At 62.3% G+C, this 25,248-nt stretch carries 19 protein-coding genes; 7 read left to right on the top strand and 12 right to left on the bottom strand.

From position 1 onward, the window contains the following. Window positions 1–9: 9 nt before the first annotated feature. From A0U87_RS06400 to A0U87_RS06365, 8 genes are all read right to left on the bottom strand, one after another. The gene (locus A0U87_RS06400) at window positions 10–1,854 is read right to left on the bottom strand and encodes an acetyl-CoA hydrolase/transferase C-terminal domain-containing protein (RefSeq protein ID WP_137405296.1); all 1,845 of its coding nucleotides are present in this window, start codon (window positions 1,852–1,854) and stop codon (window positions 10–12) included. After that, a complete protein-coding gene (locus tag A0U87_RS06395; protein ID WP_234415677.1) occupies window positions 1,851–3,944 on the bottom strand; it encodes a 3-hydroxyacyl-CoA dehydrogenase NAD-binding domain-containing protein in 2,094 nt (697 codons plus the stop codon). The genes A0U87_RS06400 and A0U87_RS06395 overlap by 4 nt, the downstream gene beginning before the upstream one ends. A gap of 8 nt (window positions 3,945–3,952) precedes the next feature. Next, window positions 3,953–5,239 carry an acetyl-CoA C-acetyltransferase gene (locus tag A0U87_RS06390; RefSeq protein ID WP_004209558.1) on the bottom strand — a complete coding sequence of 429 codons (1,287 nt, stop codon included), beginning with the start codon at window positions 5,237–5,239 and terminating at the stop codon, window positions 3,953–3,955. Beyond that, the gene (locus A0U87_RS06385; protein WP_004209557.1) at window positions 5,236–7,482 is read right to left on the bottom strand and encodes an acyl-CoA dehydrogenase; all 2,247 of its coding nucleotides are present in this window, start codon (window positions 7,480–7,482) and stop codon (window positions 5,236–5,238) included. Before A0U87_RS06385 ends, A0U87_RS06390 begins: the two co-directional genes overlap by 4 nt. 183 nt (window positions 7,483–7,665) lie before the next feature. Then, window positions 7,666–10,398 carry a PAS domain-containing protein gene (locus A0U87_RS06380; RefSeq protein WP_234415678.1) on the bottom strand — a complete coding sequence of 911 codons (2,733 nt, stop codon included), beginning with the start codon at window positions 10,396–10,398 and terminating at the stop codon, window positions 7,666–7,668. A 248-nt stretch (window positions 10,399–10,646) separates the two neighbouring features. Further along, entirely contained in the window at window positions 10,647–10,886 is a 240-nt protein-coding gene (locus tag A0U87_RS06375; protein WP_004209555.1) for a hypothetical protein, read from the bottom strand. 28 nt (window positions 10,887–10,914) lie between these two features. Then, window positions 10,915–12,210, bottom strand: coding sequence for a sorbosone dehydrogenase family protein (locus A0U87_RS06370; RefSeq protein ID WP_099230799.1), 1,296 nt, complete (start codon window positions 12,208–12,210; stop codon window positions 10,915–10,917). After that, the gene (locus A0U87_RS06365) at window positions 12,207–12,635 is read right to left on the bottom strand and encodes a DUF2231 domain-containing protein (protein WP_004209552.1); all 429 of its coding nucleotides are present in this window, start codon (window positions 12,633–12,635) and stop codon (window positions 12,207–12,209) included. Before A0U87_RS06365 ends, A0U87_RS06370 begins: the two co-directional genes overlap by 4 nt. 186 nt (window positions 12,636–12,821) lie before the next feature. Between A0U87_RS06365 and coxB the strand changes: the two genes are divergently transcribed. Genes coxB through A0U87_RS06340 form a run of 5 tightly spaced genes read left to right on the top strand, consistent with a single transcriptional unit; the run spans window position 12,822 to window position 18,313 of the window. Then, window positions 12,822–13,790, top strand: coding sequence for a cytochrome c oxidase subunit II (gene coxB / locus A0U87_RS06360; protein ID WP_004209551.1), 969 nt, complete (start codon window positions 12,822–12,824; stop codon window positions 13,788–13,790). Next, window positions 13,787–16,309: a cbb3-type cytochrome c oxidase subunit I gene (locus A0U87_RS06355; protein WP_004209550.1), complete on the top strand. Its 2,523-nt coding sequence runs from the start codon at window positions 13,787–13,789 to the stop codon at window positions 16,307–16,309. The genes coxB and A0U87_RS06355 overlap by 4 nt, the downstream gene beginning before the upstream one ends. Beyond that, window positions 16,306–16,683 (top strand): hypothetical protein, encoded by a 378-nt coding sequence (locus tag A0U87_RS06350; protein ID WP_004209549.1) that lies wholly within the window; start codon window positions 16,306–16,308, stop codon window positions 16,681–16,683. The genes A0U87_RS06355 and A0U87_RS06350 overlap by 4 nt, the downstream gene beginning before the upstream one ends. Then, a complete protein-coding gene (locus tag A0U87_RS06345; protein ID WP_004209548.1) occupies window positions 16,680–17,276 on the top strand; it encodes a cytochrome c oxidase assembly protein in 597 nt (198 codons plus the stop codon). Before A0U87_RS06350 ends, A0U87_RS06345 begins: the two co-directional genes overlap by 4 nt. Then, window positions 17,273–18,313 (top strand): c-type cytochrome, encoded by a 1,041-nt coding sequence (locus A0U87_RS06340; RefSeq protein WP_004209547.1) that lies wholly within the window; start codon window positions 17,273–17,275, stop codon window positions 18,311–18,313. Before A0U87_RS06345 ends, A0U87_RS06340 begins: the two co-directional genes overlap by 4 nt. 200 nt (window positions 18,314–18,513) lie before the next feature. Here the strand turns inward: A0U87_RS06340 and ligD are convergent, their stop codons facing one another. Genes ligD through A0U87_RS06325 form a run of 3 tightly spaced genes read right to left on the bottom strand, consistent with a single transcriptional unit; the run spans window position 18,514 to window position 22,384 of the window. Continuing rightward, window positions 18,514–21,027, bottom strand: coding sequence for a DNA ligase D (gene ligD / locus A0U87_RS06335; RefSeq protein ID WP_048936695.1), 2,514 nt, complete (start codon window positions 21,025–21,027; stop codon window positions 18,514–18,516). Then, complete coding sequence (locus A0U87_RS06330) at window positions 21,024–21,500, bottom strand: MgtC/SapB family protein (RefSeq protein WP_037509452.1); 477 nt, start codon at window positions 21,498–21,500, stop codon at window positions 21,024–21,026. Before A0U87_RS06330 ends, ligD begins: the two co-directional genes overlap by 4 nt. Continuing rightward, window positions 21,500–22,384: a Ku protein gene (locus A0U87_RS06325; RefSeq protein ID WP_048936696.1), complete on the bottom strand. Its 885-nt coding sequence runs from the start codon at window positions 22,382–22,384 to the stop codon at window positions 21,500–21,502. The genes A0U87_RS06330 and A0U87_RS06325 overlap by 1 nt, the downstream gene beginning before the upstream one ends. 315 nt (window positions 22,385–22,699) lie before the next feature. Between A0U87_RS06325 and A0U87_RS06320 the strand changes: the two genes are divergently transcribed. Together A0U87_RS06320 and A0U87_RS06315 are read left to right on the top strand one after the other, a co-directional pair. Further along, complete coding sequence (locus A0U87_RS06320) at window positions 22,700–23,308, top strand: NAD(P)H-dependent oxidoreductase (RefSeq protein ID WP_048936697.1); 609 nt, start codon at window positions 22,700–22,702, stop codon at window positions 23,306–23,308. A 5-nt stretch (window positions 23,309–23,313) separates the two neighbouring features. Next, window positions 23,314–24,261, top strand: coding sequence for a cation diffusion facilitator family transporter (locus A0U87_RS06315; RefSeq protein WP_048936698.1), 948 nt, complete (start codon window positions 23,314–23,316; stop codon window positions 24,259–24,261). On the opposite strand, the gene A0U87_RS06310 is transcribed toward A0U87_RS06315, so the two are convergent. Next, entirely contained in the window at window positions 24,258–25,247 is a 990-nt protein-coding gene (locus A0U87_RS06310) for a cation transporter (RefSeq protein WP_240700508.1), read from the bottom strand. The genes A0U87_RS06315 and A0U87_RS06310 overlap by 4 nt on opposite strands. Window position 25,248 lies beyond the last annotated feature (1 nt).

Raw genomic sequence — 25,248 nt, 5'->3', positions numbered from 1 at the left:
TTCCTGTCCTTACTGTCCGGCACTGCGCAAGGCTCCCAGGATGAGCGCGCGATAGCTATGCTCCCTGACGCCATGGGGCGCATCCAGCCCCATGCGCTCGAGCGCGGCCGATTCCGCTTCGTCGGGCTGACCACCGCGCAGGCCGCGGGCAATCAGGGCGGCCAGTTGGGCGGGCCTAGTCGCATGGTCTGCCAGATATTGCATCACCGGCAGGAGCCGCTGCTCGATCTGCGTAAAGTCCGTGCCGAACGGGAAGGACGGAAATGTCTCCTTGGGCATGGCCGCGCTGATCCGCTCGGGGAGATTATCCCTGTACGCTTCGGGAATGTCCCAGTCGGGCGCTATCTTGCCCGCGGACCGGGCCTTTTCCACAAGTTCGCCTTGAAAGCGGCTGTCGGCGATGGCGATCAGGCGCTGGATGACCTGCTCATCGCTTTGGCCGCGCAGGTCCGCCACGCCATATTCGGTCACGACCATATCGCGCAAATGGCGCGGGATGGTTTCATGGCCATAGCTCCAGACGAAATTGGACTGGGTCTCGCCCTTGTGACGCCGGGTGGCAGGCAGGGTGATGATCGAACGCGCGCCGTCGAGTTCGAGTGCCTGCGCGACGAAATTATACTGGCCGCCTACGCCGCTGACGACCTGGCCATCTTCAAGCCCGTCCGAGATCGTGGCGCCCAGCAGCGTGATCATCATGGCGCTGTTGACGAAGCGGGCCTTTTGCCGGGCCTTTCGCTTGGCCGCTTCGTTGCCGAACAGCGCATTGATATAGCTGATCTCGCGCATATGGATGCGATCGCGCAGATCCTCATCCATGTCCCGCAACGCGGCATAGAAGCTGCGCGGGCCAACGAAAAAGCCGCCATGTACGATCGCGCCATCGACTTCACGCTTGACGATGCCGGCCCTTATGAGATCGAGGAAACAGTCGACCAGCATCTCGGTCGGCGCATATAGGCCTTCCTCAAACGGGCCCATTTCCCATGGCTTGGGAGCGCCCAGCCGGTCGAGCGTTGCGCGATAGGAATCGGGCCGTTCCTGCCGGAGGACCAGGCTGTGGGCGATCGCGTCGCCGATCGCGCCGATGCCGATCTGAAGCGAGCCACCATCGGCTATCAGCGCGGCCACATGGGCGCCGATGGCGTGCTGGGCAGGGCTTACGGGTTGGCGTGGCGGCCCGAAGAGGGGAAAGCGTGTCTGCGCGCTGTCGAGAATGATTGCGAATCGATCGGACGGGATTTCGGCCGGACCGCGCATGAAGGGCAATTCGTCATTGACCTGACCGATCAGGGCAAAATCGGCCCGGCCCCGATCGCGCTCGGCAAGCAGGTCGAGGGTCATGTCGCTATTGCAGCTCAGGCTATAGCTGTTTCCCCGTCGCGCCACGATCTGCGCAACGACATTGACGCCCTGGTCGATCAGATAGCGCATCGCATGGGTATAGTTGGCTGCAATATAGTGGCGCTGTGCATCTCCATTGCCGAGCCGGCTGCCGGCCTGGAAGAAAAATTCATTCACCTCGATATTCGCCGGCATCTCGCCCGCACGCTGCGCCTGCGCATAAGCAAAGCGCGGATATCCGCCCATTGTCCGCTCGAACACGGGCTCGAGGAAACGACGCTCGAGGTCCGTGCCAAGCGAGGGCTGCTCGAGGGTGAGCGCCGTGAAGATACGCAGCCTGATGGCGCGATCAGCGCTGGCACGGGCGAAGAGGGCATTGACGATATGAGGCGCCTTGCCCAGGCCCAATGGCAGGCCAAGGACGATATGCCCGTCAGTGCGAGCGATGATGCGGTCGGCGACCTCCTCTGCCGAGCGAAGTTCGAGAAGACCGGTCCCGCCGGTCCTCATTGCAGCATGTCCCAGCCCGGATCGGGCCGGAACCGCTCGCCATGGGCTTCGCGCAGCCCTTCCAGCACGGCTTTGACTTCGCCAATCCCGCGTGCGTGGGCATAATGGAGCGGTCCGCCGCGGAAGGGCGCAAATCCGGTGCCGAAGATCATGGCAGCGTCGATGATATCTGGATCGTCGGTCACCTGCTCGCGCAGGGTCGCGGCCGCCATGTTGAGCATCGGCATGATGAGGCGGTCCGCCATCTCCGGCGGGGGCTGCGGGGCGCTGTTCTTGACCGCATGGCCGTCCTTCCAGGCATATATGCCTTTCCCGGCTTTCCGGCCCAACTGACCCGCCGAGACCTTGTCTGCCAACCATTGCGGCGTGGCAGGCATGGGCCAGTCCAGTTCTCGCTTGAGCATGGCGGCAACTGCAAGGCCGATATCGAGGCCGACCTGATCTGCAAGTTCCAGCGGGCCCATGGGCATGCCGAAATCCATTGCCGCCCTGTCGATCGTCTCGGGCGCGATGCCCTCGTCCATCATCGTCATCGCCTCGACCAGATAGGGGGTAAGGATCCGGTTGACGATGAAGCCGGGGGCGCTACGGGCCGGGGCCGGCAGCTTGCCGATGATGCCGATAAAGGCTCTTGCACCTGCCTCGACCTGCGGATCGACCCCGTCATGGCTGATGACCTCGACCAGATCGAGCCGCGACACAGGATTGAAGAAATGGATGCCGATCAGCCGCTCGGGATGGCGTAACCCCTCGCGCAATTGCTCAAGCGGAATGGAAGAGGTGTTGGTCGCCAGGATTGCGCCGTCCTTCATACGTGGCTCGGCGCTCGCATAGAGGGTCCGCTTGAGATCAACCTTTTCCGGGGCTGCCTCGATCAGAATGTCGGCCTTGGCGATGCCCGCACCATCCGGGTCGGGGATCAACCGATCCAGCGCATCGCGAACCTTGAGCCGATCTCCATGGGCGAGCTTTTCGTACAGTTTCGCGGCTCGGCCAAGAGCAGCGCCAATCGGCTCGGGCTTCACATCGGAAATGCTGGTGCGAAGGCCGCGCCAGGCGCACCAGGCCGCGATGTCGCCGCCCATCGCGCCCGCGCCGATGACATGGACATGGGCGATCGTCTTCGTTTCCGGCCCAGCCAGTCCCTTGAGCTTCTGGCGCAGGAAGAAGGCGCGTATGAGATTTTGCGCGCTATCGCTCATCATGAGATGCGCGAAGGAAGCGACCTCCGCCTGTTTCATCGCCTCCCGGTCGCCACCATGAGTTTCCCACAGGTCGATGAGCGCATGGGGCGCGGGATAATGGGCCAAGGGTGCCTTGGCCTCAGCCTGGCTGCGCATCTGCCGCGCCGCCAGATGGCGGACTGGCGCGGCGTCTTTCAATCGATCCAGCAATGCCTGCCGACCCTGGTCCATCTCTCCTGCAACTGCGGCCATGACGGCAGCGTGGACGTGGCGTTCAGGGACGACCGCATCGACCAGCCCCATGTCTTTCGCGCGCTTGGTATCGATCGACTTGCCGGTCAGCATCAGTTCCATCGCCGCGATCGGATCGCATAAATGGGTAAAGCGCGCTGTGCCGCCGAGACCTGGATGCAGGCCAAGCTGTATTTCGGGGAAGCCGAGCCTTGTCCCTTCGATGGCGATGCGCTGATGGCACGCCAGCGCGACCTCAAGGCCGCCACCCATGGCATAGCCGTGGATGACCGCAATGGTCGGAAAGGTCAGCGCTTCGAGCCGATCGACGATCGCATGTGCGGCGGCGATCCGGTCCCGCACCATCGCCTCGTCGCGCATGTCACGAAACTCGCTGATATCCGCGCCGGCAAGAAAACCCTGTTTCTTGCCTGATCGAATGACCAGCGCCTTGGGCGCGCGGTCGGCGATCATGCCGAGTATATGGCCAAGCTCTTCAAGCACGGCATGGGACAGCAGATTGGTATCCGTTCCCTGCTGATCGAGGATAGCCCAGCCAATGTCTTGGGCGTCGCGCGTGAAGCTCCAGTGATGCAAGGCATCAGGGCGATGGGGCGCGGGACCGGTCTCCAGATCGCGATCGGCAAGAAAGGACCAGACAGGATCGTTCATCATGGCCTCCTTCACAGCCGTTCGATCAACATGGCGCCGCCCTGGCCGCCGCCAATACATTCGGTGGCGATGCCGCGCCTCAGCCCGAGCCGCTCCATCGCCTGCACCAGATGCAGTGCGATCCGCGTGCCACTCGTGCCCACGGGGTGCCCCAGGGAAATCGCGCCGCCATCGACATTGAGGCGCGAGGGATCGATGCGCCCGGCCGCCCCCTCAAGGCCCAATATGGTGCGACAGAATGCTTCGTCCTCCCATGCCGCAAGACATGCCAGCACCTGTGCAGCGAAGGCTTCATTCAATTCCCACAGGTCGATGTCCGCCAATCCATGACCGTTGCGCTTGAGGAGTGCCGTCGAGGCGAGCACCGGACCCAGGCCCATGATGGCTGGATCAAGCGCCGACCACTGGCTGTCGACGATCCGCGCACGGGGCATAAGGCCATGGCGCTCGACCGCCTCTTGCGAGGCGAGGATGGTCCAGCAGGAGCCGTCGCTGATCTGCGAACTATTGCCCGCAGTGACCTTCCCATAAGGGCGCTCGAAAACCGGCTTCAGCGTCGCGAGCTTTTCTGTGCTGCTGTCGGGCCGCACCCCATCATCCTGGGAATATACGGTTCCATCCCTGGCAAAAGCAGGAAGAAGTTCCCCCTCCAGCCATCCCTCCGACTGCGCCCTGGCAAGACGCTTGTGGCTTTCGACGGCATAAGCGTCCGCCTCCGCCCTCGATATGGAGAAGAGGTGCGCCAATATTTCGGCGGTCTGGCCCATGCCAAGATCGGTGATGGGATCAGTGAGGCCGCGTTCCAGTCCGATGATGGGCTTGAGGAAGTCGGGACGAAATCCGCTGGCCGCTTTCAGCGAGGCCAAGGGGCTGGTCTTGTCGCCCTGCATCGCGGCGAACCATTGGACGGCATCCTGGCGAAACACGAGCGGGGCGTGACTGAGCGCTTCGGCACCGCCGGCCAGGATGAGGTCGCTGCCGCCATCGGCGATATAGCGGTAGGCGGTGTCCATCGACTGCATGCCCGAACCGCAATTGATCTGAACGGTAAAGGCGGTCGTCTGCGTCCCGCAGCCCAGACGCAGGGCAGCGACGCGCGCCGGATTGGCTTCATCGGCGATGACGTTGACGCACCCCAATATGACCTGATCGAAATCCGCGGGGGCAAATTTCTGCCTTAGCAGGAGGGGGCGCCCACATTGTACCGCCAGGTCAACAGGCGTGAACGGGCCGGGGCCGCCGCGCGCTTTGAGAAACGGTGTGCGGGCGCCATCGACAATATAGACCGGCCGGCTCATTCGGCGGCCTGTGCCAGGTCCGATGCAGCGGGATTGCGCCGCAGCTCCTCGGGTGCAAAATCATCCACGGCGATGACGTCCGCGACCGCGCGATCGGCCTCTTCAAGCTGCGCCAGTTCTGCGCTCGACAGCAGGCCGCGCTCGCGCGCCTTGGCCCAATCCTTGATCCGCGCCTTGCGCAGCCGGTCATGGATCGGCTGGGTGTCGACCATCAGGCGAAAGGCTTCGGTCAGGCGGGCGACGGGTTCTTCCGGGCCGCCGATGAACACATTGTCGATCAGCCGTTCGCGCGCTGGGCAGGGTTCCAGGATGATCTGCGCGCACTGACGGATGGTCCGGTCGGTCGGGCCATGGCGACGGCGGCCAAAGGGGAGGATGAACAGGCGCAGCATCCAGCCCACGGGCCGCGCGGGGAAATTCTCGATGATCTCGACGAACCTTTGTTCGATCGTCGCGAAGCCGCTGTCCATGCACCAGGCGAGCAGGGGAAGGTCATCATCCTGTCGCCCTTCATCCTCCCACCGCTTGAGGGCGCCGGAAAGAAGATAGAGTTCGGACAGTATGTCGCCCAGCCGGGCAGAGAGGAGTTCCCGCCGCTTGAGCTCACCGCCTAGCGTCAGGAAGGCAATGTCGGATATGAACGCAAAGGCCGCCGCATAGCGGCTCATCTGGCGATAATAGCGGGTCGCGCGCCCGGCCTTGGGCGCCGGCGCAAACAGGCCGCCGGTCCAGTTGCGCGCGAAAGCGCGGATCGCGGTCTTGAGCGCGTGGCCGACATGCTTCCACAGCACATCGTCGAACTGCGCCAGCGCCCGCCCGCGATTGGCATCTGCGACCGCGCGGATCTCCTTGAGCAGATAGGGGTGGGAGCGGATCGCGCCCTGGCCGAATACCATCAGGCTGCGGGTGAGGATATTGGCGCCCTCGACCGTGATGCCGACCGGGATCGCGCGATACTGGTTACCCAGATAATTATTGGGCCCGTCGATCACGCCCTTGCCGCCATGCACGTCCATCGCGTCGTTGATGACGGTCCGCATGCGCTCGGTCGCGTGCAGCTTGAGGATCGAGGAAATGACGGCGGGGTGGTTGCCCTGATCGAGCCCCGCGCAGGTCAGGCGGCGGGCGCCATCGAGCAGATAGGCATTGGCCGCGATCCGCGCCAGCCGCTCCTGTATCCCTTCGAACTTGCCGATCGGCAGGTTGAACTGGGAGCGGACCCGCGCATAGGCACCGGTCGTATGGGCAGCGAAGGCGCCGGCGGCGGCAGACAGGGAGGGCAGGGAAATGCCGCGGCCGGCCGCCAGCGCGCTCATCAACATTTTCCATCCCTGGCCGACGCGATCCGGGCCGCCGATGATGTTGTCGAGCGGGATGAACACGTCATGGCCCTCATTGGGGCCGTTCTGGAAACTCTGCATCGAGGGGATATGCCGGCGCCCGATCGACACGCCGGGCAGGTCGGTAGGCACCAGCGCGACCGTGATCCCGATCTCCTCCTGCCCGCCCAGCAGATGGTCGGGATCGCGCAGCTTGAAGGCGAGGCCCAGCAAGGTCGCGACCGGACCCAGGGTGATATAGCGCTTGCGCCAGTTGAGGCGGATGCCCACCACCTCCTCGCCGTCCCACTGACCCTTGCAGACGACCCCTTCGTCGATCATCGCCGCCGCATCGGAGCCGGCTTCCGGGCTGGTCAGGCCAAAGGCAGGAATTTCGCGACCATCCGCCAGCCGCGGCAGCCAGTGGTGCTGTTGTTCCTTGGTTCCAAAGCGCAGGATGAGTTCGCCCGGCCCCAGGCTGTTGGGGACCATCGCGGTGACGGCCGCGGACACGGATCGGGTCGCGATCTTGCGGACAATCTCGCTATGGGCGAAATTGGAAAAACCAAGGCCGCCATGTTCCTCGGGAATGATGATGCCGAAGAATTTTTCCTGCTTGAGAAAGTCCCAGGCTTCCTGCGACAGGTCGTGCGTTTCCCAAGTCATGCGCCAGTCGTCGATCATGCCGCACAGCTGTTCGAGAGGGCCATTCATGAAGGCCTGCTCCGCGTCGGTGAGCCTGGCGGGCGGCACGGCAAGGAGCTGATCCCAATCCGGATTGCCGGTAAACAGGGCCGCGTCCCACCAGCTGTTGCCAGCCTCGATCGCTTCGCTCTCCGTAGCGGAAAGGGCGGGCAGGGCTGCCTCGACGAGGGAGAAGATCGGGCGGGTCAGGATTTCACGGCGGGCGTTGGCAAGCATCATCTCTGTCCTTTTTGCTTGCCCCATGAACGCGGAAGACCCCGTACATGATCCGTCGCGGCCTGAAGCCTTGCCTGAAACTCAGCCGCAAAATCTTGTCAGGCCGACCGCCGGTCGTACCGCAAGATTGACGATCTCTTGATATTGGAGGCGGCGCAGTGCTCGGTCGATTGCCGCCTCGCGGGATCAGGGCAGCATATCGCCAATCCGCTTTGCCAATGCGTCCATCGCGAACGGCTTGGTGACGAGCGCCATATTGGGCGCGAGCTGGCCATTGCCGATGACGGCATTTTCAGCATAGCCGGTAATGAACAGGACCTTGAGCTCCGGCAGGAGGCTGAGTGCGGCATCGGCAACCTGTCGACCGTTCATCCCGCCGGGCAAGCCCACATCCGTGATCAGCAGGTCGATTGCCACGCCATTTTGCAACAGCCGCATGGCGCCTGGGCCGTCCATCGCTTCCTGCACATCATAGCCCAGTTCCTGCGCTATCTCGACAACGAGGAGCCGAACCGTGGGCTCATCATCGACCACCAGGATCGTACCGCGTCGTGATTCATTGCTGGCCGCCTGCTCACTCAGCGATGGAATGACTGACGCGTCCTCGCTTTCCTCGTCTTCCATGAAGTGGCGGGGCAGATAGAGGCACATGGTCGTACCCGTCCCGACCTCGCTATAGATCCGCACATGGCCGCCGGACTGACGTGCGAATCCATAGATCATCGATAGGCCAAGGCCAGTGCCTTCGCCCAGCGGCTTGGTCGTGAAAAAGGGATCGAAGGCGCGGGAAATCACCTCTGGCGTCATGCCCGTGCCGGTGTCTGTCACGCAGATCGAGACATATTGGCCCGGTTCCAGATCGCGCTCGCGCGCTGCTGCGTCGTCCAGCCATTTGTTTGCGGTCTCGATCGTGATGCGCCCGCCATCTGGCATCGCATCGCGCGCGTTGATGCAGAGGTTGAGCAGCGCATTTTCAAGCTGATTGGGATCGACCAGGGTGGTCCAGATGCCGGCCTTGCCCACGGTCTCAACCTCGATCTGCGGCCCAACCGTGCGCCGGATGAGTTCTTCCAGATCGAATATCAGCCGATTGGAATTGACCGGTTTGGGATCGAGCGTCTGCCTGCGGGAGAAGGCGAGCAGGCGGTGGGTGAGCGCAGCGGCGCGGCGCACGGCGCCCTGGGCTGCGACAGAATATTTGTCGATCTCGCCGACCCGGCCCTGCGCTATGCGTATCTGCATCATTTCCAGGGCGCCGGAAATACCCGTCAGCAGATTGTTGAAATCATGGGCAAGGCCACCAGTCAGCTGGCCGACCGCTTCCATCTTCTGCGACTGGCGCAGGGCGTCCTCAGCCCTGTCGCGCTCGGCCGTCTTGGTCTCGACCTCCTCGATGAGCCTGCGACGATCCTCCTCAAGCTGGCGCTCGACAGCCTTGCGAGCTGACATGTCCTGCATCGCGCCGACCATACGCAGCGGCTCGCCGGCAGGCGTACGCAGAACATAGCCGCGATCAAGCACATCGGCATAGCTGCCGTCGCCGCGTGCGAAGCGATATTCGTCAGTCCAGTCAGTCCCCTTACCATCGATCACCGCGTGGATGCTGTCATTGATCCGCTGCCGGTCATCCGGGTGGATATGGTCCAGCCACCACTCGCCGGTCGGTTCGACATCTTCGAGCCTGTGCCCATAGGCATGCTCAAGGGCGATGTTCCAGGTCACATGATCGTCGCTGAAGTTCCAGTCCCATACCGCATCATTGGTAGCCCGTCCGGCAAGACGCAGCCGCTCCTCGACCTCCCGCAAACTGGCCTGCGCCTGGCGATCGGCCGTGACGTCCTGCACGGTACCGATAAGGCGAATCGGGGCCTGGCCCTCGAACATCGCCAGGCCCTGAGCATGGATATGTCGTTCGACCCCATCCTCGATCCCGACGGTCCGATACTCGGTGTCGAAAATGCCGCTGCCGGCCGGATCGAGCGCGGCGCGCACCGCTGCGTCGGCCCCTTCGCGATCCTCGGGATGCAGGCCCGCCAGAAAGGCGGTTTCATAGCTGACGGGGGCACCGGGATGCAGGCCAAAAAGGGCACGACAGCGATCGTCCCATTCAAGCTGTCCGGTTTGCGGCCAATAGTCGAACTGACCAAGGCGGGCCGCGCGTGTCGCGAGTTCCAGCTTTTCCCGGCTTGTGGCCAGAGCTTCGCGCGAAAGATGCGAGGCCGTTACATCGGTGGCCGTGCCGAACCACTCAAGGATATTGCCGTCATCGTCGAGGATGGGGACGGCGCGGGACGCTGTCCAGCCGATGGTGCCATCAGCCTGACGTACGCGATGCTCCAGCATGAAGGGGGACCTGGCTTCGATGGCGCGGGCGATCGCGTCCATCACGATGGAATGGTCATCCGTTGGAACATAGAGTTCAAGCCAGCGAACAGATGGTGCTTGCGTGTCGACGAGGAAACCACGTCCGTCGAGGTGGCGCATTTCCTGCCAGTCGGCGCTCATCTGATAGATTGCGTCCGAGGTCGCGCTTACCAATGCGCTGAAACGCGCTTCGCTTTTCTCCAGCCTTGCCCGTTTTTCCTCGATCCTGCGGGCGTCCGTAAACTTCTGCGTCACATCCACCGCGATATCGAGCACGCCGATGATATCGCCTGCGTCGTCGCGCAACGGACTGTAGCAGAAGGTCCACCATGTATCCTCGGCATCACCATTGCGGGTCATGACGAGGTGCATGTCCTCGACCGAAACCGTCTCGCCGCCAAGGGCTCTATCGATCAGGGGCGAGAGCTCGGACCAGATCTCGGGCCAGACATCGCACATCGATTGGCCAAGTGCTGCGGGGTGACGAGCTCCCAAAAAGGGCGCATAGGCATCATTGTAGAGGAATATCTGCGCCTCCCCCCACATGATGAACATCGGAAAATCCGAGGCGAGCGCGAGCTCGACCGTGGTCCGCAGCGAAATTGGCCAGCCGGCCTTGGCTCCCAGTGCCGTTTTCTCCCACGGGAAAGAGGCTATCCGTGTTCTGAGCGAATCCGCGTGCGTGGGCGCCGGAGAAAAAATGGAGGCCATGACTTGGGGATAGACGGACTTCGCCATCCTGTCACCGCGCACGACGGCGTTCTTTCCATCCACTTGGCGCATTTAACCTGATATTGCCGCTATTACTCGACGGCTTCAGTCCTGGGGGCGGCCGATCCTGCGCGGTTATCGCTGTTAACCTCATCCGCGCCGGTCTTGTCGGCCCTGAAATAGCCGATCGCAACCACAATGAGCAGAACCGCAATGACGAGCGCGAGGCTTGTCACCAATATGGAGCGGGTCACGGTGGTACGCGATCCGCTGCGTGCCTCGACTTTCGACAGATGGGTAACCGTTTCGCCGTCTTCCTGTCGTTTCTCCATTTTCTCTCTCCTTGCCCTCTGCCTCATGTCAGCGACGGGTTGGGGCTATCCGCCAGACGCTGTTGGATAGATCATCGGCGACCAGGAGCGCGCCATGGACCAGATCATAGCTCACGCCCACCGGCCGTCCGCGGGCATGTCCATCCTTGATGAACCCGGTCAGGAAATCCTGGGGCTTACCGGTCGGCCGCCCATTGGCGAAGGGAATGAAGACCACTTTATAGCCGGCGAGATCCTGCCTGTTCCAGCTGCCATGCTCCCCGACGAAGGCGCCCTGCGCATAGGTGGGGCCAAGACCGGGGCTTGTTACAAAGCTGATACCGAGTGCCGCGACATGGGATCCCAGGGCATAATCGGGCCGGATCGCGCGTCGCACCATATCGGCATTCTGAGGATGCACCCGCGGATCGACATTCTGTCCCCAATAGCTGTAGGGCCAGCCATAAAAGGCCCCGGGGCGAACCGCAGTCATATAATCGGGCACCAGTTGCGGTCCGAGCTCATCGCGTTCGTTCACCACGGCCCAGAGCCGGCGCGTCTGCGGCTCAACTGCAAGGGCTGTCGGATTGCGGATGCCCGAGGCATAGGTGCGATGCATGCCGGACTGGCGATCAACCTCCCAGATGACGGCGCGATCTTCCTCCACCGCCATGCCGCGTTCGCCGACATTGCTGTTGGAGCCGATACCGACGTAGAGTTTCGATCCGTCCGGGCCAGCTGCCAGCGACTTGGTCCAGTGATGATTGATGCGCGAGGGCAATCTGGTCACCTCAACGCCCGGTATGGTGATGCGCGTTTCGCCCTCGCGATAGGGAAAGCGCAGCAGCGCGTCCTGTGTCGCGACATAGAGCTGGCCCTCGACCAGGGCGAGGCCATAGGGTGCATTCAATCCGGTGATGAGCGTACTGCGCAATTCGGCGCGGCCATCGCCATCGGCATCGCGCAGCAGGGTGATGCGATTGCCACCCTTTACCGATGTCTTCCCCATGGCCTTGATCTGGGTCGCGATGACATCCTTGGGCCGCAGGGCGGGGGCCGATCCCCCTGACCCTTCCGCCACCAGAATGTCGCCATTGGGCAGCACCAGCATCTGGCGCGGAATGGCGAGCCCCGTGGCAAAGGCCGTCACGCTAAAGCCGGCCGGTGCCGTCGGCTTTTCATTCCCCCAGCCAGCGGGCGTCGCGATTTTCATCGGCGGCAGCAATGTCTGGCGCTGATCGGGCAGATCCGGCCGGTCGCCGGTCTGGTCAAGGCCAGGCTGGCTGCGCCCGCAGGCGGCAAGTGCCAGGAGACTGGCGCCCAGGATGAAGGCACGCACGGTCATGGCCGAACCTCCCGATAGCTCGCAAAGGCCGTCCAGCCCGCGGCAAGGGCAGCCAGGCTGCTGAGGATGGAGAGGATAAGGCCAATGGTCCCGACCGAACTCCAGCCGTCGCGGCTATGCTGGAAGGCGTTGATGAGCCCGCAGACCCACATCAGCGCCAACAGCAGCAGATAAAGGCCATGCTGCCGACGTGCAGGCCCTTTGGCGCGCGCCAGCGCGATCAAGGCCCATAGCAATACCAGGCCGCCGCCGATCAGTGCGCCGGTGATCAGCCAGGCCGAAAAATTGCTCCACTGGATTTCCGCGCTGTTGAGATAGGTGATGTCCGACAGCAGGGCAGCGGGAAACAGGGCGACCGGCCAGGCGAGCAGCAGGCCGTGAAGCGGATGGAGCAGGGGCCGGGTGCGCGGCGGGGCGCTGGGCAAGACAGGTCTCCTTGTCGAAGGAAGAACGATCCCTCGCCAATGCGCCGGCTGGCTTTTGGTTTCGCCGACACCGGCAATTCATCCACTTGTTACGAAACAGAAATGTTTGAACCGGATGCCGCTTCGCGTGTTGGCACGAAAGACGCTGCACATAGGATGCGGCGCGAAAGGGGTGACGCGGGCGCAATGCGCAATCCATGGCTCTGGACCATTTTACTGCTCGGCCTTGGCGCCTGCAATGCGCAGCAGTCGGCCCTCCATGTCTTCGGCGCCGAAGCACGGCAGGTGCGCGAGATGGCGATCCTGTTGACCATCGGCGCGGCGATCATCGTGACGGTCATGGTCCTCATCTATGTTCGTGCGCTTCGCGCTCCGGAAGGGGCGCTCAGCCATCGTAGCGGCATGCGGATCATCCTGTGGCTGGGCGCCATCGGCCCGGCCCTGATCCTTGGCGCGCTGCTTCTCTATGCGTTGCCTGCCATGCGCCCGCGCGAGACAGCGCCTGGCGACCTCACCATTCGGGTCGAGGGCGAGCAATTCTGGTGGCGGGTCGCCTATGGGGCATCACGCGCGGGGCCTGGACTTGTTTCTGCCAATGAGATCCGCCTTCCCGTGGGGCGGACGGTGATCCTTGAACTCGGCGCGCAGGACGTGATCCACAGTTTCTGGATTCCCGGTCTTGCCGGGAAGATGGACATGATACCCGGACGGACCAACAGGCTGGTTGTGCGCGCCGAAAAGGCCGGCCGCTTCCGGGGCGTTTGCGCGGAGTTTTGCGGCCTGTCGCACGCGCTAATGGCCTTCGACGTGATCGCGATGAACCCGGCTGATTTCGACGCATGGCTGGCGGGCGCGCGCGGGGCCGGCAAGGGCCTGGTCCCATCGAGGGGCCAGTCTCTCTTCGATGCGCATGGCTGCGGCGCCTGCCATGCCATCCGGGGAACCGCGCATGATGCGGCGATCGGGCCTGACCTTAGCCGTTTTGGACAGAGGCGGACGCTGGGGGCCGGGATATTGCCACCGACCACCGCCAATATCGCCGCCTTCATCCGAGCGCCCCAGATCGCAAAGCCAGGCGCGCGCATGCCCGCCTATCCCCAGCTGTCCGAGCAGGAGGCCATTGCCATTGCCCATTATCTCGAGGGGCTGAAATGAGCCTCCACGATCAGGATGACCCGGCGCTCCGCGCGGCGCAGGAAGAAAGGCTGCGCGCGGTGTGGGCGCCGCCCAGGGGGATCTTCCTGCGCTGGACCGACTGCAACAATAATCGCGTCGGCGTCTGGTATGTGCTGACCGCCTTTGGCTTCATGCTCTTTGCCGGCGTGCTCGCGCTCATCATGCGCACCCAGCTTGCCGTGCCCGACAATGATCTGGTTGGGCCTGATACCTTCAACCAGCTCTTCACCCTGCACGGCTCGATGATGATGTTTCTCTTCGCCGTGCCGATGTTCGAGGCGGTGTCGATCATCCTGCTGCCGCAATTGCTGGGCGCGCGCGACCTGCCGTTCCCTCGCCTGTCGGCCTTTGGCTACTGGTCCTTCCTGATCGGCGGGCTGTTCGTCGGGGGATCGATCTTCTTCAATGCCGCCCCTGACGGCGGCTGGTTCATGTATCCACCGCTGACCACCCGCACCGACCTGTCGGGGCTCGGAGCCGATATCTGGATGCTCGGCCTTTCCTTCATCGAGGTGTCGTCGGTCGCGGCCGCAGTCGAACTGATCGTCGGCGTGCTCAAATGTCGACCGCCGGGCATGCGGCTCAATCTCATGCCGCTATATGCCTGGTACATACTGGTCGTGGCGGTGATGATCCTCTTTGCCTTTCCGCCGCTCATCGCCGGCGACATATTGTTCGAAATGGAAAGGCTGCTCGACTGGCCCTTCTTCGATGCGCGCCGGGGCGGGGATCCGCTCCTGTGGCAGCATCTGTTCTGGATCTTCGGTCATCCCGAAGTCTACATCATATTCCTGCCCTCGATCGCGCTGTTCGCGATGCTGGTGCCGACCTTCGCCAACCGCCATCTGCTGGGCTATCCATGGATCGTGCTGGCCGCTGTGGGCACCGCATTCCTGTCCTTCGGCCTGTGGGTCCACCACATGTTCACCAGCGGGCTGCCGAAGATCAGCCTCGCCTTCTTCTCGGCTGCCTCCGAAGCCGTGGCCATTCCGACCGGCGTCCAGATCTTCGTGTTCATAGCGACGCTGTGGGCTGGGCGGGTCACCTGGTCCACACCCCTACTCTATGCGACCGGCAGCCTCGCCATTTTCGTGATCGGTGGTCTTACCGGCGTGATGGTGGCAGTCGCACCGTTCGACTGGCAGGCGCATGACAGCTATTTCGTCGTCGCCCATCTCCATTACGTGCTGATCGGCGGCACGTTGATGCCGCTTTTTGCCGGCCTCTATTATTATTGGCCGTTGGTGACGGGCAAGAAACTGTCCGACCGGCTTGGCCGGATCGCTTTCTGGATGCTGTTCGTCGGCGCCAACCTGACCTTCTTCCCGATGCACCTTTCCGGGCTCATGGGCATGCCGCGGCGCGTCTTCACCTATCCTACCGAGCTGGGGCTGGGCGGGCTCAACATGGCGTCCACCCTGGGGGCCTGGCTGTTTGCCGCGGGGGTGGCGGTGATATGCGTCGATCTTAGCCTCTCGCCGCGCCGTGTTCGGGCCGTCCGCAATCCCTGGAATGCGGGCACGCTGGAGTGGCTCGCCCATCCCGAGGACGAGGACTGGGGCATAAGGTCGGTGCCATTGATCGAGAGCCGCTATCCAATCTGGGACCAGACAGATTTCGTGCGCAAGGTGGATGAGGGCCGCTTCTTCCTGCCCGATGCACAGGAGGGGCGACGCGAGACGATCGTCACGAGCGTCCTTGATGCCCGGCCACTGGCCGTGATCCGCCTGGGAACCCCTAGCATCAAGCCCATGCTGACGGCGGTCGCGCTCGGCGGGGTCTTCATCCTCACCACCTATCATCTCTACTGGGCTGCGCTCGTCAGTGGCGTTGCCACACTCGCCATGGCGCTGTGGTGGCTCTGGACCGGGACGGCCGAAATTCCCGAAAAGCCGTGCAAACCGATCGGCCACGGCCTTGAGCTGCCGCTCTATCTCTCCGGGCCCTCTGCGCCAGGCTGGTGGGCGATGTTCATCACGATGATGGCCGATGCGACCGCGTTTTCCGGACTGGTCTTCGGCTATTTCTTCTTCTGGACCCGCCATGCCGATTTCCCGCCGGTCGCTCTGGCGGACGGTCCCGGCATGGCCTGGCCCATGCTCGCATTGTTCTTGGGCATCGCAAGCTGGCTGCTGACGCTAGGCGCGCGCGAGGTGCATGCCCGCAAGCATGTCGGCATGGCACGGCTCTGCCTCATGGTCGCGCTACTACTCAGCCTTGCCGGAGTCGGGGCAGGGCTCGCCGGACCATGGACCCATGGCATGGACCCGCAGGCGCACAGCTATCCTGCAATCGTGTGGACACTCGCCATCTGGGCCGCGGCCCATGCGGGCGTTGCCGTCATCATGCAGGGCTATGCACTCGCGCGCAGTCTCGCCGGGCGCATGTCCCCGGTGCATGACGCGGACCTGCGCAACGTCACCGTCTACATGCATTTCTATGCGCTGACCGCTATCGTCACCTATGCGACGATCGGCCTGTTCCCGCAGGTCACATGAGCGAGCGAGGCAAATGGCATGAGCGGCTCAAGGTCACGCTCTGGACGCTGATCGTGCCGCCAGCCATCTGGGCGGGTCATTTCCTGGCGTCCTATCTCTGGGCGGCCATCTCCTGTGCCAAGGCCGGGCGCTTTGCCAGTTTTCCGCTGCTGTTCGTCATCGGCACGATGCTTGCGCTGCTGATGATCGGGCTTTCGGGATGGATCGCCTGGGCGCAGGCACGCCTGCCGGGCAATCCGCCGCCCCATGAGGACTCGACCCGGATCGACCGGCTCCGTTTCCTGGCCAAGTCGACCTTGCTCCTGGCAGGGCTGAGCTTCGTCGGGGTGCTGTTCACGGCGCTTCCGGTCATCTTCCTGCGGGACTGCCGATGAAACGCGCCGCACTTGCCGCCGGCCTCGCGCTGGTACCGATCGGCTGGATCCTGGCTGTGCTGCCGCTTGGCATGACTGGCCACATGGCAGGCCATATGATTGCCGTGGCGATTGCAGCGCCTTTTCTTGCCCTTGGCCTTTCGCAAGGGCGGCTTGATCCTGCGCGTCTCTGGCCCGGCCTCGCAAGCCCGATGGCGATGATGTTGGTGGAACTTGTCACGGTCTGGCTCTGGCACCTGCCGGCCCTTCGCGCGGCGACAATGACGTCCCTGCCTCTGCTCGGGCTCGAGCAGTTCTGTTTCCTTGGCGCAGGTCTGCTGCTCTGGTCATCGGTGCTCCGCGCCGATCATCGGGCCGCTGGCATGGGTGCCCTGTTGTTGACATCGATGCATATGACCCTGCTTGGTGTCCTGATAGGCCTGGCGCCACGGCCTCTCTACGCGGCGGCGGATCATCATCATCTGGCCGGCATGGACCCGCTGATCGACCAGCAACTGAGCGGTGTCCTCATGCTGCTGGTTGGCGGGGCCAGCTATTTCATCGGTGGTCTTGTCCTGTTGGCGAGCCTCCTGCGCCAGAGGGGGGCGGCATGATCCTTCGCATCAGCTTGAAGCGCGCAATTGTCGCGTTGCTCGGACTTGGGGTTCTCGGCATGCTGTTCGCCTGGTCCGGGGCCATGAAGATTTCCGCGTCGTCGGGCCATTGGCGTATTACCGACTGGTTCCTTCACTGGACGATGCGCAATTCCGTGCGGACTTATGCCTGGCTGGACGCACCGCCCGATCCGCTCGACGATGAGGGCCTGGTCAGTGCAGCGGGGCATTTTCGTCAGGCCTGCCAGGTCTGTCATGGCGCGCCGGGTGTGCGTCCATCACCCGTGATGCAGCAGGCAACGCCGCCAGCGCCTGATCTTGCCCGGACGGCAGGGGAATGGCGGGATCGCGAATTATTCTGGATCATCCGGCATGGCGTCAAATTCACCGGCATGCCGGCCTGGGCGGCGGCTGATCGACCGGACGAAGTAAGGCGCATGACCGCTTTCGTCCGGCGCTTGCCGCATATGACGGCGGCGCAATATCAAGCGCTGACCCAGGCTGGCGAGGAGGGACGTCTGCCCGGCGTTGCTCCGGCAACCTTGTCGGCATGCACAAGCTGCCATGGCGTCGATGGTCGGGGGAGGGAGCAATCCGATATTCCGGTCCTGGCTGGGCAGAGCGCGGCCTATCTGGTCGCCAGCATGCGCCAATATGTGTCGGGGAAGCGCAGCAGTGCGGTCATGCAGACGGCGCTGGCAACGACCGGGCGCGAGGACATGGCGAGGCTGGCGACCTATTTCTCTGCGATGCCCGGGCTGGCGAATATTGCCACCACACGCAGTTCACCGGGGCTGGACCGTTTCGGTCAGCCCCTGCCCGCCTGCAGCAATTGTCATGCAGTCGGCAAGGCGGCGCCCATTCTTGCCGGGCAGAAGCCAGGCTATCTTGCTGCGCGCCTGCGGCTTTGGCAGCAAGACGATAATGTCATCGACGCGCGCCTGCCGCCGGACACCATGGCGATGATAGCAAGACGTATCCCGGTCGATCAGATCGATGAACTGGCACGGACCGTGGCGCAGTCCGGTTCGGACTAAGGGGCTATCGCCCGATTAGGCGTGCATGTTGACCCAGATGAAAGCCAGGATGGCTGCAACGATGAATGCGAAGACGAGGTAGAGCGCAAGGCGACTGGTGGCTTTGCGGGCAGGACGCTCCTTGTGATGGGGCATTATGATCCTTTCATGCTGATCTTCTCCCAACAACGCATGGCGGGGTTCATGGTGCCCGAAACGGATCATAGATCGGGCAGGGTCTGCGCAGCGAAGCCCCAGCCTTTGAGCTTCCCCGCGCGCTCCCCCAATATTTCGGCATCTCCAATTTCGTAGGGATGGGCGTCCTGCAAATCGTTCAATTCGTCCCAGTCGACCGGTATGGCTACGGGCGCGCCGGCGCGTGCCCGCGCCGAGTAGGGGAGGATGGCGGTGCTGCCGCGCTGATTGCGCAGCCAGTCGATGAATATGCGATCCTTGCGCTTGGCCTTGCTCATCGTGGCGACAAAGCGATCGGGTTCTGCCGCGCTCAAGGCCTGGGCGAAACGGGCGGCGAAATCCTTATGTGCGTCCCAGTCGTGGGTGGGGCTGAGGGGGACGACGACATGGACCCCCTTCCCTCCCGACAGCATGGCGAAGGAGATCAGACCGATGTCGCGCAGATGATCGCGAATATCCTTTGCCGCTTCACGCACCCGTGCAAAATCCATGCCCTCGTCGGGATCAAGATCGAAGATCATGCGATCGGGCTTCTCGACGGCATCGGCACGGCTCGCCCAGCCATGAAATTCAATCGTACCCATCTGGACGCAAGCGATCAGGCCTTCGGCATCGTCGACATAGAGATAATCTTCCGAGCCGCCGTCTTTCTCGCGGATCGCAACATGGCGGACATGGTCGCCAAAGGCGCCGCTGTCATGTTTCTGGAAAAAGCATTTCTTCGCGCGGCCCTGGGGGCATCGCACAAGACTGATCGGCCGATTGGCGGCGAAAGGTAGCATCAGCGGGGCGATCCGCGCGTAATAATCGGCCAACTCCCCTTTGGTCTGCCCGCTCTCCGGGAAAATCACGCGCGCGCGATTGCTGATCCTGATGGCTGTGGCCGAAGGAGGCGTTGGGGCCGCTTTTTCGGGCTTGACCGTCTTTGCCAACTTGTCGCTTCGTAGCCCCAGAAAACTGCCATGTCGCACGAGACCCTCCCTTGTGAACTCGGCAAAACCGACTTCCGCAACGAGCTTGGGTTTGACCCATTGGACGCCGCGCGCTTGGGCGGCGGAAATGATGATCTGCGACGTGCCGGTCGCAATCGGACTCATGGCCTCGGCCAGGTCGGTCATTGTGGCGGCATCGAAACCAGTGCCGACCTTGCCCTTATAGACCAGTGCACCGCCTTCATGCTGCGCCAGTAGCAGGGAGGAGAAGGCACGCCCTTTTACCTTGCTACGGGTCCAGCCGACGATCACGAATTCCTGCCGACGAGTGCATTTGACCTTCACCCAGGCGCGTGTCCGTCCGCTGCGATAGGGCGCATCGACGCGCTTTGCGATAATGCCTTCCTGCCCGGCCTGACAAAGCGATCGGTAGAGCTTCTCGCCCGAGCCGATCAGGTGATCGGCAACGTGGATCGGTTGTTCTGCATCCGCCAATAAGGCTTCGAGCCGCTCCTTTCGCTCGATTGCGGGGAGAGACTTCAAATCCATGCCGTCAAATGAAAGAAGATCAAAAGCGAAGAAATGGAACGGCGTGTCGGCTCGCTCCGCGCCATGGCCCCGTTTCAACACCGCCTGCAGCGCCGAAAAACTGGGATTGCCGTCAGCGTCAAAGGCGATGATCTCGCCGTCGATCAATGCAGGCGGGAGGTCGAGCGCTTTTATGGCTCCGGCCAAAGGACCAAATTTGTCCGTCCAGTCCAGGCCGCTGCGCGTATATATTTTTATCGCTTCGCCACTGACTGCAACGAGCGCGCGATATCCGTCATATTTGATCTCGTGCAGCCATTCGTTGCCGACCGGTACATGGTCGACCAAAGTTGCAAGCTGCGGCTTGATGAAGCGCGGCATAGCCTCCGTTTTGGCGATCGCCTTCACCTTCGTCCTGCCGATCTTTGCATTATGCGCGTTTGCCGCCTGCATCCTATCCGTGAATGTCTTGCCCCTGGCGCCTTTCAATGACTGCGTGCCGGCGATGTCCCCGGCGATTTGCGCCATCGAGCGGTCAGTCAGAACACTTGTCAGCGCGCGCTCGACCAGATCGCCATTCCGGCGGGCTTCGCCATCCTCAATCTTGCGGAGCAGCCAATTCTCGCGCTTTTCGCCCGCGCGCCCCTTCATCCGCACCAGCAGCCATTCCCCCTTCATCCGTTCGCCATGCAGGATGAAATGGAGATGGCCATCCTCTATATCCTTCGCGCTCTTTCCCGGGATCGGTTCCCACCAACCGCGGTCCCAGAGCATCACACTGCCGCCGCCATATTCGCCCTTGGGAATATTACCCTCGAAACTGCCATAGCTCAGAGGATGATCTTCGGTGCGGACAGCAAGCCGCTTGTCATCGGGATCTAGGCTCGGCCCCTTGGTGACGGCCCAGCTCTTGAGCACGCCATCGACTTCCAACCGGAAGTCCCAGTGCAGCCTTGTGGCGGCATGTTTCTGGACAACGAAACTGTTACCGCCTTTCTTTGCCATCTTGCCTTCAGGCTCGCTGGTGCGATTGAAGTCCCGTTTGGCATTATAGGAGGCAAGGGGATGGAGCCGGCTCATTCGCCCGGTCGCTCCTCGGACGCGAGCCAGCGCCGTTCCACAAATCCCAGCAGGCTGAGCATGAGGATCGCGACGAGAGTGGCACTGGCGACCAGGGGCCAGAGGGCAGCGCCGGAAGCGATTCCGATCATCGACGCCAGCCAGATATGGGCTGCCGTGGTCAGATTCTTGATCTCACCCTTGCTGAATATGATGAGGCCAGTCGCTATGATGCCCGAAAATGCGGCAGAAGCTTCGAAGACTCGCAGGGGATCTATATTCCCCTCGCCTTGCAACTGATTGTGCAGCGCGATTGCACAGACAGTCATAAGGGCGCTGGTGAAGCAGATGAGGCCATGGGTGCGTAGCCCCGCTGCATGGCCGCGTAACTGTCGATCGAGCCCCAAAAGCAGGCCGAGCAGAGCAGCAATGCTCAGGCGCAGCATGACCGGCCCGTCGATAAGGTGGAGCGGGGTATCGGGATTCAGCGTCATCACGCGCTTTTGCGCTTGGCTGCAGTCGCACGTCTATTGCCAGTGTCTGTCGGCGAACCGCTTTTCGACTTCTTCTTCGTCGCGGTGGTACGAGCCGTTTCTCCTGCTGACTTCTTGAGCGCCGCCATCAGGTCGATGACATTGCCGCCCTTGCGCGCCGGCTCATCGTCCACCTCTTCTATTATCCGCTTCCCCTTGGCCTTTTTCTTCTTTTCGATCAGGCGATGGAGCGCATCGACATAGCGATCGCGAAACTCTTCCGGCTTGAAGGGCGCCGTTCGCTTGTCGATGATGCTGGTAGCAAGATCGAGCATGTCCTCATCCGCCGTATCGGCAGGCAAACCTCGGAAATATGTCTGCGCCTTGGTTACCTCGTCGGCATAGCGCAGAACTTCCATGACCAGCCCCCGTCCACAGGGTTTGATCGATACCAGCTGTTCCCGTCCACGGACCGACAATTGGCCAAGTCCGACCTTCTTTGCCTTTCGCAGCGCATCCCGCAGCACCGCATAGGCCTCTTCTGCGAGGTCATCGGCGGGTACGACGAAATAGGGCTTCTCATAATAAAGAACGTCGATCGCATCGGCCTCGACAAACTGGACGAGGTCGAGGGTCTTGCGGCTCTCAATCTTGACCGCTTCGATTTCCTCCTGTTCGAGCAGCACATAATTGCCTTTTGAAAGCTCGAACCCCTTGAGGATCTCATCTCGGTCGACGGGCCCCACGCCGCTCACGACCTTTTCATAATGAATGGGTTTGCCGGTTGGCTCGTGAATCTGACGAAAGCTGACCGCCGCACCCGATTTGGTTGCGGGATAGACTTCGACCGGGATGGACACCAGTGCCAGCTTGATCTGGCCCTGCCAAAATGCGCGTGCAGCCATGTGCGACCTCCCCGATGAGAGCGTGCAATCGGCAAGTTGGTTCCGTGATAGCCTCCAACAGAAAGCCGACAGCACAGCTTCGCCATTCCCATGGGGTGGCAAGGCAAATCACTCATCTTCATGTTGCTACCATCTGGCACCGGCACCTGATCGGGGCGTGTCGCTGAACTTTCGTGCACGCGGAAGTTGCACAGCAGCGGCATCGCTCAGCCAATTCTCCCTCGATCCGCAGAACCCATTACGCGCCCAGGTGTTCTTTCCGCGAAGAAGGGATGGGCGCGTTCTGCTGATCCTGGCCCCTCAAGGAGATGACACATGCCGCTCAAGGCGCTGGCGCTTAACTGCACGCTCAAGGCGGACTCCCGCCAGGAGAGTTCGACCGACGCGATGATCGCCGTGTTGACGAGGGCCTTCAACAAGAATGATGTGACGGTCAGCGAAACGGTCCGGGTTGCAGCCCTTGACATCAGGCCAGGCGTTAGCTCCGACGAAGGGGATGGCGATGCGTGGCCTGGACTGCGCGAGAAGATACTCGCTCATGACATTGTGATCTTCGGAGGACCGATCTGGATGGGGCAGATCAGCAGCATCGCCAAACGCGTCCTGGAACGGATGGATGCCTTCCTCTCCGAGACCGACGATGAGGGTCGGATGCCGAGCTATGGGAAGGTCGCTGTCGCAGCAATCGTGGGTAATGAAGATGGCGCCCACTTCTGCTCCGCTCAGCTGTTCCAGGCTTTGAACGATGTGGGCTGGACGATCCCCGCTGTTGCGGCCTGCTATTGGGTCGGCGAAGCGATGGGGGCGGTCGATTTCAAGGATCTCGGCGAGACGCCGGAGGCGGTAATGAAGACGGCGAAAATGGTCGCCGGCAATGCCGCGCATCTCGCAAGCCTGCTTCAGTCCAGCCCTTATCCAGGCTGAACGCGATGGCCGGTCTGTCACGCCAAATCCGCGAGAATATCGTCCTCTATGGCGCGCTTTTCGCCAATGTCGGGATAGCGGTCGCCAAGTTCGTGGCGGCGGCGATCAGTGGCTCTTCTTCCATGCTGACCGAGGGTGTCCACTCGCTGGTCGACAGCGGAAATCAGGTTCTGCTGCTCTATGGTCAGGCAAAGGCCAGACGTCCCGCCGACGCCACCCATCCCTTCGGCTATGGCCGCGAACTCTATTTCTGGGCCTTCGTCGTTGCGATCCTGATCTTTGCCGTCGGCGCGGGCGTTTCGGTCTACGAGGGCTGGTTGCACATCGCCGAACCTGAGCCCTTGCGTGATCCGACGATCAATTATGTGGTGCTGGGTGTTGCTGTGCTGCTTGAAGGAACAAGCTGGTTCATCGCGGTGCGCGAATTCAACGGCAAGCGCGGTGCCAGCAGTTGGTGGCAATCGATCCGCCGATCCAAGGATCCCGCCGGGTTCATTGTCCTGTTCGAGGACAGCGCTGCGCTGATCGGCCTCGCCATTGCAGGCATCGGCGTCTGGGCCAGCCATTATTTCGCAAATCCACGGATTGACGGTTTTGCATCGATTGCCATTGGTCTCATTCTGGGTGGGGTCGCTATTCTGCTTGCGCGCGAAGCCAAAGGCCTGTTGATCGGCGAAAGCGCCGACCCGGCGATCATTTCGGTTCTATGGACCATTCTCGCCAAGCGGTCGCAGATCAGCGCGGTCAATCATGTCCGTACGATCCATACCGCGCCTGATGCCGTTTTCGTAGCGATCAGTGCTGATTTCGTCGACGATCTGCCGATGGGAGATGCAGAGCGTCTGATCGAGGATATTGAACGCGAAATGAAGGCTTGCGTCCCCGATCTGACGTCCATTTACATCCGGCCGGAAAAGCAGTCGGATGCTGTGCGACAAACACCGCCGGCCTAATTTCCTTCCTCGCGTCCAACAGGCGGGATGAAGCTCACCTGTGCCAACCGCCAGGACCTGTCCTCACCCTCCGGCCAATAATGGCGCGGGTGACGACATTCGCCCGGTGGATGCGTGTCATGCACTTCGGCCCGAATAAGGCGGCCGGTTTCCCGCAGCCGTATCGTGGCACCGGGAAATTCAGCGCTGAGGCGATCACACAGACTTTGCGCATCATCCGAGAGATCAGTGCTGGAAAGCGCCCTTGGCGCACCATCGACCAGTTCTGCCGTGGAAGAGCGCAACGCCTTGATACCGTCATTGAGGACATCGAGCGAAATGATAGCTGCTGCCAACGAGTCAGCCCACCACCAGCCAAGCCCCAGCCCAATGACACCGGCGAGCCCCGCCGCCCCGGTCAGCCAATTGGCCTTGTTCATGAGTGCGTCGGTATGCAGCAGCTTGTCGTTGAGAGCCTGCGCCAGCGGAAGTTCCTTCCGGCCGATGAAGAGCGGCGGGATGAGGGAGTAAATCTGGGCGGCGATCATCAGCCATCCCAACCAGATATCATGCCCCAGAATGACGATCGATCCGACGGTCGCGTGCTCCTGCGAGCCCAGCGCCATCATCGCATTGTAGAGGAGCAGCGCGCCGACGGCAGTCAGTGCAACAGCCGCCACAAAGAAACCAAGGCCGTTGACCCGCTCGAAACCGAAAGGAAAGCGGCGCGATCGATGGGCGCGACGCTCCAAATGCGCGGCGATCAGGAACATGACAGGCGGAACCAGGCCCAGCGTGTCCTCTATCCACGCGGTCTTCATCGTCTGGCTCTGACCAAGCACTAGGCCCATCGTCACGATGATGGTTAGGGTCCAGAAGATGTTCCAATATTCCAGGCGTGTGAATCGGCGTGCAAAAAGAACCCCGTTAGCGGGGTGATCGGCGTCTAAAAGGGACCCCTCATTTCGATAGCTTACACAGTCGCGTGGAAGTTCATGCGGCGAGATC

This window comes from Sphingobium sp. MP9-4 (assembly GCF_005281675.1).
In the GTDB taxonomy this organism is placed as follows: domain Bacteria; phylum Pseudomonadota; class Alphaproteobacteria; order Sphingomonadales; family Sphingomonadaceae; genus Sphingobium; species Sphingobium yanoikuyae.
The sequence above is the reverse complement of the archived record's forward strand: the minus strand, read 5'-3'. Positions and strand labels throughout refer to the sequence as shown.

Coding starts and splice junctions, on each gene's coding strand:
- A0U87_RS06400 (WP_137405296.1), bottom strand. CDS start 1,854: ATGAGGACCGGCGGGACCGGTCTTCTCGAACTTCGCTCGGCAGAGGAG.
- A0U87_RS06395 (WP_234415677.1), bottom strand. CDS start 3,944: ATGATGAACGATCCTGTCTGGTCCTTTCTTGCCGATCGCGATCTGGAG.
- A0U87_RS06390 (WP_004209558.1), bottom strand. CDS start 5,239: ATGAGCCGGCCGGTCTATATTGTCGATGGCGCCCGCACACCGTTTCTC.
- A0U87_RS06385 (WP_004209557.1), bottom strand. CDS start 7,482: ATGATGCTTGCCAACGCCCGCCGTGAAATCCTGACCCGCCCGATCTTC.
- A0U87_RS06380 (WP_234415678.1), bottom strand. CDS start 10,398: ATGTTCATCATGTGGGGGGAGGCGCAGATATTCCTCTACAATGATGCC.
- A0U87_RS06375 (WP_004209555.1), bottom strand. CDS start 10,886: ATGGAGAAACGACAGGAAGACGGCGAAACGGTTACCCATCTGTCGAAA.
- A0U87_RS06370 (WP_099230799.1), bottom strand. CDS start 12,210: ATGACCGTGCGTGCCTTCATCCTGGGCGCCAGTCTCCTGGCACTTGCC.
- coxB (WP_004209551.1), top strand. CDS start 12,822: ATGCGCAATCCATGGCTCTGGACCATTTTACTGCTCGGCCTTGGCGCC.
- A0U87_RS06355 (WP_004209550.1), top strand. CDS start 13,787: ATGAGCCTCCACGATCAGGATGACCCGGCGCTCCGCGCGGCGCAGGAA.
- A0U87_RS06350 (WP_004209549.1), top strand. CDS start 16,306: ATGAGCGAGCGAGGCAAATGGCATGAGCGGCTCAAGGTCACGCTCTGG.
- A0U87_RS06345 (WP_004209548.1), top strand. CDS start 16,680: ATGAAACGCGCCGCACTTGCCGCCGGCCTCGCGCTGGTACCGATCGGC.
- A0U87_RS06340 (WP_004209547.1), top strand. CDS start 17,273: ATGATCCTTCGCATCAGCTTGAAGCGCGCAATTGTCGCGTTGCTCGGA.
- ligD (WP_048936695.1), bottom strand. CDS start 21,027: ATGAGCCGGCTCCATCCCCTTGCCTCCTATAATGCCAAACGGGACTTC.
- A0U87_RS06330 (WP_037509452.1), bottom strand. CDS start 21,500: ATGACGCTGAATCCCGATACCCCGCTCCACCTTATCGACGGGCCGGTC.
- A0U87_RS06325 (WP_048936696.1), bottom strand. CDS start 22,384: ATGGCTGCACGCGCATTTTGGCAGGGCCAGATCAAGCTGGCACTGGTG.
- A0U87_RS06320 (WP_048936697.1), top strand. CDS start 22,700: ATGCCGCTCAAGGCGCTGGCGCTTAACTGCACGCTCAAGGCGGACTCC.
- A0U87_RS06315 (WP_048936698.1), top strand. CDS start 23,314: ATGGCCGGTCTGTCACGCCAAATCCGCGAGAATATCGTCCTCTATGGC.